This is a genomic window from Streptomyces sp. NPDC050617, assembly GCF_040654795.1.
In the GTDB taxonomy this organism is placed as follows: Bacteria; Actinomycetota; Actinomycetes; order Streptomycetales; family Streptomycetaceae; genus Streptomyces.
In genome coordinates this window covers 1-9,199 of sequence record NZ_JBFAIS010000060.1, presented here as the reverse complement: position 1 = coordinate 9,199, position 9,199 = coordinate 1, and the positions used below count along the sequence as shown (strand labels likewise).

Sequence of the window (9,199 nt, the reverse complement as noted above, 5' to 3'; positions counted from 1 at the left end):
CGGGAGCTGCGCAAGGAGGCGGGGACGGTGTTCCTGGTCAGTCACAACAACAAGTCGATCCGGGACACCTGTGACCGGGTGCTGTGGCTGGAGCGGGGTGAGCTGCTGATGGACGGTCCGACGGACGAGGTCATCAAGGCGTACGAGAAGGAAACCAACCGCTGACTCCCCGCCCGCCCTCGGGCGCGCGTGCGACAAGGGCCCCCGCCGGACCGCCGGCGGGGGCCCTGCGCGTCCCTGACGGCGCGTCGCCCCCGCTTGTGCGCTGGTGAATTGGCCAACTGTCCTGGTTGGAGGGAAGATTCGCGCCCTTCCCGGTGTTCAACCGATCAAGGTTGTACCCCCGCGTACGCCGGGAACTTGTACGGCGTACGCTGTACCGGTGCTGATTCGCGGCAGGCCGGGTGGAAAGTGTCGCCGCCCGCCGCCGAGGAGCTGTCCGGGGGGCGGACGGGCCTGCGGCGTGTCCGAAATAGGATGTTCTGGGTCGGCAGTGTAGAACGGGAGATGTGACGGCAATGGCTATGGGAACTCTCCGGATAAAAGGCGCAGCAGCCGCCCCTGGTCCGGGCAGTCCTCGGTGAGCGCCGCGACGGACGCGCATGAGCGGGCCGTACTCGGCAAGGCTGCCTCCGAGAACTTCCCCGTGGCGCCCTTCTTCGTGCCGCGCGCCTGGCGCGCCGACCTCATGGCCGTCTACGGCTACGCCCGACTCGTCGACGACATCGGCGACGGCGACCTCGCCCCCGGCGGCCGGGACGCCGAACTGCTCGGCCTCACCCGCGACCGCGTCGACGACCGCCTCGCCATGCTCGACGCCCTCGAGACCGACCTCGCCCGCGTCTTCGACCGCCACGGCCCCGCCCCGCGCCACCCCCTGCTGCGCGCGCTCGGGCCCACCGTGCACCGGTGCGGGCTCACCCCCGAACCCTTCCGCGGCCTGATCGAGGCCAACCGCCAGGACCAGCACGTGCGCCGCTACGCCACGTACGGCGAACTCCTCGCCTACTGCGAGCTGTCCGCCAACCCCGTGGGCCGCCTCGTGCTCGGCATCACCGGCACCGCAAGCCCCGAGCGGATCCGCCGCTCGGACGCGGTCTGCACCGCCTTGCAGATCGTCGAACACCTGCAGGATGTCGCCGAGGACCTCGCGCGCGACCGCATCTATCTCCCGGCCGAGGACATGGCGCGATTCGGCGTCACCGAGTCCGATCTCGCCGCTCCGAGCGGCGGCGCGTCAGTGCGCGCACTGGTCGCGTACGAGGCGCAACGCGCCGGGGAGCTGCTGAATGAAGGCACCCCCCTGGTGGGTAGCGTCCACGGCAGGCTGAAGCTGTTGCTCGCGGGATTCGTGGCCGGGGGAAGGGCCGCGCTGAACGCGGTCGCCGCCGCCGGGCACGATGTTCTCCCTGGACCTCCCAAGCCCACCAAGCTCAGCCTGCTGCGCGAGGTGGGGGCGACACTGCGAAGAGAGGGGTGAGCGGGACCGTGAACGGATCGCCGCACGCGTCCGCGCCGGTACTCGCCGCGTACAGCTATTGCGAGGCCGTCACCGGGCAGCAGGCCCGTAACTTCGCCTACGGCATCAGGCTGCTGCCGACCGAGAAGCGGCATGCGATGTCCGCGCTGTACGCGTTCTCCCGGCGCGTGGACGACATCGGCGACGGGACACTGGAGCCCGCCGCCAAACACGCCCGGCTGGAGGAGACCCGCGCGCTGCTCGGCCGCGTCAAGGAGGGCGCGGTCGCCGAGGACGACACCGACCCGGTGGCCGTCGCGCTCGCGGACGCCGCCCGCCGCTTCGACCTCCCGCTCGGCGGGCTCGACGAGCTCATCGACGGGGTGCTGATGGATGTGCGCGGGGAGACCTACGAGACCTGGGACGACCTGAAGATCTACTGCCGCTGCGTGGCCGGAGCCATCGGCCGGCTGTCGCTGGGCGTGTTCGGCACCGTGCCCGGCGCGCGCGGCACCGAGCGCGCTCCCGAGTACGCCGATACGCTCGGGCTTGCTCTGCAACTGACAAATATTCTGAGAGATGTGCACGAAGACGCGGGCAATGGACGCACATATCTGCCCGCCGACGACCTCGCCAAGTTCGGGTGCGCCGCCGGGTTCCACTCCTCGACGCCCCCGGCCGGATCGGACTTCACCGGCCTCGTGCACTTCGAGGTCCGGCGGGCCCGAGCCCTCTTCGCCGAGGGGTTCCAACTGCTGCCCATGCTCGACCGGCGCAGCGGCGCGTGTGTCGCCGCCATGGCCGGGATCTACCGCAGACTGCTGGACCGCATCGCCCGCGACCCCGCGGCCGTCCTGCGCGGCCGCGTCTCTCTGCCCGGACACGAGAAGGCGTACGTCGCCGTGCGCGGCCTCTCCGGACTCGACGCCCGCACCGTCTCCCGGCGCACCGCCAGGGGGCGCGCTTGATGGCCCGTACGACCCACGTGGACACGTGGTCCAAGCGGTACGCAACCCTCCGCCGGACTGACGCGTCCCTGACTTCACCAGCCGAGGGGGTGGGCGCATGACGCCACGCACAACGGCCCGGCCCGACCGGCACAGCGCGCGGACGGCGGGCCGCTCCGACGGGCCGGCCCGGCCGGCGGCAGAGCAACCGAGCGGGGGCGGGCAGCGCGGCCCCGGGGCCGGCACGCCCCGCGACGCGCCACGCCCGAAGGACGCTCGGGGACACGATCCGGCGCGCGGCGAAGGCTCCGCGGTGGTCGTCGGCGGCGGCCTCGCCGGAGTGACGGCCGCCCTCGCCCTCGCCGACGAGGGACTGCGGGTCACCCTGGTCGAGGGCCGGCCCCGGCTCGGCGGCCTCGCCTTCTCCTTCACCCGCGGCGAACTGACCATCGACAACGGCCAGCACGTCTACCTCCGCTGCTGCACCGCCTACCAATGGTTCCTGGAGCGCGTCGACGCGCTCGCCCTCGCGCCCCTGCAGGACCGTTTGGACGTGCCCGTCCTCGACGTCGGCCACCCCCGCGGCCCCCGGCTCGGACGGCTGCGCCGCACCGCGCTGCCCGTACCACTGCACCTCGCGGCCAGCCTGGCGACATACCCGCACCTCTCCCTCGCCGAGCGCGCCAACGTGGGCCGCGCCGCCCTCGCGCTCGGCGGCCTCGACCCCGCCGACCCGGCCCTGGACGGCGAGGACTTCGCCACCTGGCTGCACCGCCACGGCCAGTCGGACCGCGCCGTCGAAGCGCTCTGGGACCTCGTGGGAATCCCCACCCTCAACGCCCCCGCCGGCCACGCCTCGCTGGGCCTCGCCGCCAAGGTCTTCAAGACCGGGCTGCTCTCCGCCCCCGGCGCCGCAGACATCGGCTGGGCCCGGGCGCCGCTCGGCGAACTCCACGACACCCGGGCCCGCGCCGCCCTCGACAAGGCCGGCGTACGCACCGAACTGCGCACCCGCGCCACCGCGCTCGCCCGCACCGCCGACGGCGGCTGGCACGTCGACGTGGAGTCCGACGCCGGCGCCGAGCGGCTCGCAGCGGACACCGTCGTCCTCGCCGTACCGCAGCGCGAGACACACGGGCTGCTTCCCGACGGCGCCCTCGACGACCCCGACCGGCTGCTGGACATCGGCACCGCACCGATCCTCAACCTGCACGTCATTTACGATCGCAAGGTGCTCCGTCGGCCGTTCTTCACCGCGCTCGGCAGCCCCGTGCAGTGGGTCTTCGACCGCACCGACACCTCCGGCCTCGGCGACACCCCCGACGGCCGGGGCTGCCAGTACCTGGCGGTGTCCCAGTCCGCTGCCCAGGACGACATCGACCGCCCGGTCGCCGAACTGCGCGCCAAGTACTTGCCGGAGCTGGAGCGGCTGCTGCCCGCCGCCCGCGGGGCCGGGATCCGGGACTTCTTCGTCACCCGTGAACGGACCGCGACGTTCGCGCCCACCCCCGGCGTCGGACGGCTGCGGCCGTCCGCTCCCACGAACGCGCCCGGCCTGTATCTGGCCGGAGCGTGGACCGCCACCGGCTGGCCCGCGACCATGGAGGGCGCTGTCCGCAGCGGCCTGAGCGCCGCCGCCGCGGCCCTCTCCCGCCTGGGCCGCCCGCTCCCGTTCCCGTTGCAGGAGGCGGCATGAGCACCCATACCGTTAACAGAGGAGAGACCGTGACTTCGGCGATCCCAGCTGTCGACACCGCAGGAGTCCTGGCGCTGCTGGAGCGCGGACGGACGCTTGCCACGCCGGTGCTGCGTGCCGCCGTGGACCGGCTCGCACCGCCCATGGACACCGTGGCCGCCTACCACTTCGGCTGGATCGACGCCGAAGGGCACGCGGCGCACGGCGACGGCGGCAAGGCCGTACGCCCCGCCCTCGCCCTGCTCTCCGCGGAGGCCGCCGGCCGGCCCCCTGAAGCCGGCATCCCCGGCGCCGTGGCCGTGGAGCTCGTGCACAACTTCTCGCTGCTGCACGACGACCTGATGGACGGCGACGAGCAGCGCCGCCACCGCGACACCGTCTGGAAGGTGCACGGCCCGGCCCAGGCCATCCTCGTCGGCGACGCGCTCTTCGCACTCGCCAACGAAATCCTGCTGGAGCTCGGCACCGTCGAGGCCGGCCGCGCCACCCGCCGGCTCACCGCCGCCACCCGCAAGCTCATCGACGGCCAGGCCCAGGACATCTCCTACGAGCACCGCGAGCGGGTCACCGTCGAGGAGTGCCTGGAGATGGAGGGCAACAAGACGGGCGCGCTGCTCGCCTGCGCCGCGTCCATCGGCGCGGTGCTCGGCGGCGCCGACGACCGTACGGCCGACACGCTGGAGGCGTACGGCTACCACCTCGGGCTCGCCTTCCAGGCCGTCGACGACCTGCTCGGCATCTGGGGCGACCCGGAGGCCACCGGCAAACAGACCTGGAGCGACCTGCGGCAGCGCAAGAAGTCACTCCCCGTGGTCGCCGCCCTCGCGGCAGGCGGCCCCGCCTCGGAGCGGCTCGGCGAGATGCTCACCGCCGACGCCAAAAAAACCGAGACCGAGATCGCCGACTTCGACGAGGATGAGTTCGCCGAGCGGGCGGCGTTGATCGAGGAGGCGGGCGGCCGGGAGTGGACCTCCCAGGAAGCCCGCCGCCAGTACGCCACCGCCATCGCGGCTCTGGACGGAGTCGACATGGAAGCAGAGGTCCGGGCGCGGTTCGTCGCGCTCGCCGACTTCGTAGTAGTGCGAAAGAGATGATTCCCATTCACCCGATCTAACGATCGCAGTCGCCGGTCGGCGCCCAGCCGGGGCGCCGGCCGACGGAAGCCCCAGGACGGCAGATGAAGACGTACTGCAGAAGGGGAAGCCATGACAGCGACGACCGACGGAAGCACCGGGGCAGCGGATCCCCGGGCGGCCGCGGCCAGCGAGAGAATCGCTTTGAACCGCGAGACACCCCAGGTGTTCGCGGCTGCCGAGCGGGCCACGACCCGCGCCGTTGAACACCTTTTGGCACAACAGGACCCACAGGGCTGGTGGAAGGGCGACCTGGAGACGAACGTCACCATGGACGCCGAGGACCTCCTCCTCCGTCAGTTCCTGGGTATCCAAGACGAGAAGACGACGAAAGCGGCCGGAGCGTTCATCCGGTCGCAGCAACGATCCGACGGAACCTGGGCCACCTTCTACGGAGGCCCTGGCGAGCTCTCGACCACCATCGAGGCCTATGTGGCCCTGCGGCTCGCCGGCGACGCGCCGGACGACGCCCACATGGCCGCCGCGTCCGCCTGGATCCGCGGCAAGGGCGGCATCGCCGCCTCCCGCGTGTTCACCCGCATCTGGCTGGCCCTCTTCGGCTGGTGGAAGTGGGAGGACCTGCCGGAACTGCCGCCCGAGATCGTGTATCTGCCGAAGCGGTTCCCGCTCAACATCTACGATTTCGGCTGCTGGGCCCGGCAGACCATCGTGCCGCTCACCGTCGTCTCGGCGCTGCGGCCCGTACGGCCCGCGCCGTTCCCGCTCGACGAGCTGCACACCGACCCGCTGCGGCCCAGCCCGCCGCGGCCGATGGCGCCGGCCGCCAGCTGGGACGGCGCGTTCCAGCGGCTGGACAAGGCGCTGCACGCCTACCGGAAGTTCACCGTCCGCCCGCTGCGCCGCGCGGCCCTGAAGTCCGCGGCGCGCTGGATCATCGAGCGGCAGGAGAACGACGGCTGCTGGGGCGGCATCCAGCCGCCCGCCGTCTACTCCGTCATCGCCCTGCACCTCCTCGGCTACGACCTCGACCACCCGGTGCTGCGCGCCGGACTCGAGTCGCTCGACCGGTTCGCGGTGTGGCGCGAGGACGGCAGCCGGATGATCGAGGCGTGCCAGTCCCCGGTCTGGGACACCTGCCTCGCCACCATCGCGCTCGCCGACGCCGGCGTGCCCGCCGACCACCCGGCGCTCGTCAAGGCCGTCGGCTGGATGGTGGACGAGCAGATCGACCGGCCCGGCGACTGGTCGGTCAAGCGCCCCGGCCTCGCCCCCGGCGGCTGGGCCTTCGAGTTCCACAACGACAACTACCCGGACATCGACGACACCGCCGAGGTCGTGCTCGCCCTCAAGCGGGTGCGCCACCCCGACGCCGAGCGCGTCGACGACGCCGTCCGCCGGGCCGTGCGCTGGAACCTCGGCATGCAGTCGAAGAACGGCGCGTGGGCCGCCTTCGACGTCGACAACACCAGCCCGTTCCCCAACCGGCTGCCGTTCTGCGACTTCGGCGAGGTCATCGACCCGCCGTCCTCGGACGTCACCGCCCACGTCGTCGAGATGCTCGCCGCCGTCGGCCTCCAGCACGACCCGCGCACCCGGCGCGGCATCGAGTGGCTCCTCGCCGAGCAGGAGGAGAACGGCGCCTGGTTCGGCCGCTGGGGCGTCAACTACGTCTACGGCACCGGATCCGTGCTTCCCGCGCTCGCCGCCGTCGGCATCCCCACCTCGCACCGGGCCGTCCGGCGCGCCGTGGCCTGGCTCGAAGGGGCGCAGAACGACGACGGAGGCTGGGGCGAGGACCTGCGCTCGTACGCCGACCCCGAGTGGGTCGGGCGCGGCGTCTCCTCCGCCTCGCAGACCGCCTGGGCGCTGATGGCGCTCCTCGCGGCCGGCGAGCGGGAGGGCAAGGCCGTCGAGCGCGGCGTCGCCTGGCTGGCCGAGACCCAGCTGCCGGACGGGTCCTGGGACGAGCCGTACTTCACCGGTACGGGCTTCCCCTGGGACTTCTCCATCAACTACCACCTGTACCGGCAGGTCTTCCCCGTCACGGCCCTCGGCCGCTATGTGCACGGGGACCTCTTCACCGCCGGCCGTCAGGAGAGCTGATGGCACCAGGCACGGGCGACCCCCGACCCGCACCGCTGCTGATCGCCTGTGCGCTCGGCATCGAACGCCTCGCGCTGCGCGGCGACCGAAGCGACGCGGCCGGGCCCGTGACCGTACTGCGCACCGGAATGGGGCCCCTGGCGGCGGAACGTGCCGTCGCACAGGCGCTCGGCGACGAGGCGGCGGCCGGCCGGACCGCCGTCATCGCCACCGGCTTCTGCGCCGGCCTGGTCCCCGGAATGCATCCGGGCGATCTGGTCGTCGCCGTGGAGACCGAGGACCCCACCGGGCGTATCGAGTGCGTCGGCACCGAGCGGCTCGCCAAGGAGCTCGCCCGCGCCGTACCGGGGCGCACCATCCACACGGGCCCCCTGGTGGGCTCGGACCACGTCGTACGGGGCGCCGAACGGGCCGCCCTGCACACGGCGGGCGCCATCGCGGTGGACATGGAATCCGCCGCGACGCTCCGCGCCGCCATCCGCTCCGGACCCCGTCCGGTTGCGGCCGTACGAGTGATCGTGGACGCTCCGGAACATGAACTCGTCCGAATCGGGACCTTGCGCGGTGGAATATCAGCATTCCGCGTACTGCGCACCGTCCTTCCGGCTTTCTATGAATGGCACCGTTCTTTGTTGCTCCCCAGGAGGTGAGCTAGATGGCCATGCCGCTCCGCCAGTCCATCCGGGTCGGAACGTATCTCTTTGAACAGAAGCTGCGGAAGCGGGACAAGTTCCCACTGATCGTCGAGCTCGAACCGCTCTTCGCCTGCAATCTCTCCTGTGAGGGCTGTGGCAAGATCCAGCACCCGGCCGGGGTGCTGAAGCAGCGCATGCCGGTCGCGCAGGCCGTCGGCGCAGTGCTGGAGTCGGGTGCGCCGATGGTCTCCATCGCCGGCGGCGAGCCGCTGATGCACCCGCAGATCGACGAGATCGTCCGGCAGCTCGTGGCGAAGAAGAAGTACGTCTTCCTCTGCACCAACGCGATGCTGCTGCGCAAGAAGATCGAGAAGTTCACACCCTCCCCGTATTTCGCCTTCGCGGTCCACATCGACGGGATGCGCGAGCGCCACGACGAGTCCGTGGCCAAGGAAGGCGTCTTCGACGAAGCCGTCGAGGCGATCAAGGAAGCCAAGCGGCGCGGCTTCCGGGTCACCACCAACTCGACCTTCTTCAACACCGACACCCCGCAGACGATCATCGAGGTGCTCAACTACCTCAATGACGAACTGCAGGTGGACGAGATGATGCTCTCGCCCGCCTACGCCTACGAGAAGGCCCCCGACCAGGACCACTTCCTGGGCGTCGAGCAGACCCGCGAGCTGTTCAAGAAGGCCTTCGCCGGCGGCAACCGGCGGCGCTGGAGGCTCAACCACAGCCCGCTCTTCCTCGACTTCCTGGAAGGCAAGGCGGACTTCCCCTGCACCGCCTGGGCGATCCCCAACTACTCGCTCTTCGGCTGGCAGCGGCCCTGCTATCTGATGAGCGACGGGTACGTGCCCACCTACCGGGAGCTGATCGAGAAGACCGACTGGAGCAAGTACGGCCGTGGCAAGGACCCGCGGTGCGACAACTGCATGGCGCACTGCGGCTACGAGCCGACGGCCGTCCTCGCGACCATGGGCTCCCTGAAGGAGTCGCTGCGCGCCGCCCGCGAGACCGTCGCCGGGAACCGGGGCTGACGCCATGACCGCTGTGGGCCCTGTCTCGCTGGGGCTCCCCGACGTACCGGTCCGACCGCTCGCGATGCGCCGCGTCTCGCGGCGCATCCAGGTCGGACCGGTCCCCGTCGGCGGAGGCGCCCCGATTTCGGTGCAGTCGATGACGACGACGGTGACGGCGGATGTCGGTGCGACGTTGCAGCAGATCGCCGAGTTGACGGCGTCGGGCTGTCAGATTGTGCG

Annotated in this window: 8 protein-coding genes and 1 pseudogene; all 9 read left to right on the top strand. The window is 71.6% G+C overall.

The window, feature by feature from the left end:
- Positions 1-165, top strand: a pseudogene (locus AB0I49_RS37995) (ABC transporter ATP-binding protein); the annotation flags it as partial.
- Positions 166-580: 415 nt separating this feature from the next.
- Positions 581-1,480: a squalene synthase HpnC gene (hpnC, locus tag AB0I49_RS37990; protein ID WP_363231808.1), complete on the top strand. Its 900-nt coding sequence runs from the start codon at positions 581-583 to the stop codon at positions 1,478-1,480.
- Complete coding sequence (hpnD, locus tag AB0I49_RS37985) at positions 1,477-2,427, top strand: presqualene diphosphate synthase HpnD (protein WP_363231807.1); 951 nt, start codon at positions 1,477-1,479, stop codon at positions 2,425-2,427. Before hpnC ends, hpnD begins: the two co-directional genes overlap by 4 nt.
- Positions 2,428-2,524: 97 nt before the next feature.
- Positions 2,525-4,102, top strand: coding sequence for a hydroxysqualene dehydroxylase HpnE (gene hpnE, locus AB0I49_RS37980; RefSeq protein WP_363231806.1), 1,578 nt, complete (start codon positions 2,525-2,527; stop codon positions 4,100-4,102).
- Complete coding sequence (locus AB0I49_RS37975; protein WP_363231805.1) at positions 4,099-5,196, top strand: polyprenyl synthetase family protein; 1,098 nt, start codon at positions 4,099-4,101, stop codon at positions 5,194-5,196. Before hpnE ends, AB0I49_RS37975 begins: the two co-directional genes overlap by 4 nt.
- Before the next feature lie 111 nt (positions 5,197-5,307).
- The gene (gene shc / locus AB0I49_RS37970; protein WP_363231804.1) at positions 5,308-7,299 is read left to right on the top strand and encodes a squalene--hopene cyclase; all 1,992 of its coding nucleotides are present in this window, start codon (positions 5,308-5,310) and stop codon (positions 7,297-7,299) included.
- Positions 7,299-7,949 carry a 1-hydroxy-2-methyl-2-butenyl 4-diphosphate reductase gene (locus AB0I49_RS37965; RefSeq protein ID WP_363231803.1) on the top strand — a complete coding sequence of 217 codons (651 nt, stop codon included), beginning with the start codon at positions 7,299-7,301 and terminating at the stop codon, positions 7,947-7,949. The genes shc and AB0I49_RS37965 overlap by 1 nt, the downstream gene beginning before the upstream one ends.
- 5 nt (positions 7,950-7,954) lie before the next feature.
- The gene (gene hpnH / locus AB0I49_RS37960; RefSeq protein WP_363231802.1) at positions 7,955-8,977 is read left to right on the top strand and encodes an adenosyl-hopene transferase HpnH; all 1,023 of its coding nucleotides are present in this window, start codon (positions 7,955-7,957) and stop codon (positions 8,975-8,977) included.
- 4 nt (positions 8,978-8,981) lie between these two features.
- On the top strand, positions 8,982-9,199 hold a 218-nt coding region (locus AB0I49_RS37955), incomplete at its 3' end, for a flavodoxin-dependent (E)-4-hydroxy-3-methylbut-2-enyl-diphosphate synthase (RefSeq protein WP_363231801.1).

Bases quoted from the DNA above. Each gene is read 5' to 3' on its own strand.
- hpnE (WP_363231806.1), top strand. From the start codon at position 2,525: ATGACGCCACGCACAACGGCCCGGCCCGACCGGCACAGCGCGCGGACG.
- AB0I49_RS37975 (WP_363231805.1), top strand. From the start codon at position 4,099: ATGAGCACCCATACCGTTAACAGAGGAGAGACCGTGACTTCGGCGATC.
- shc (WP_363231804.1), top strand. From the start codon at position 5,308: ATGACAGCGACGACCGACGGAAGCACCGGGGCAGCGGATCCCCGGGCG.
- AB0I49_RS37965 (WP_363231803.1), top strand. From the start codon at position 7,299: ATGGCACCAGGCACGGGCGACCCCCGACCCGCACCGCTGCTGATCGCC.
- hpnH (WP_363231802.1), top strand. From the start codon at position 7,955: ATGGCCATGCCGCTCCGCCAGTCCATCCGGGTCGGAACGTATCTCTTT.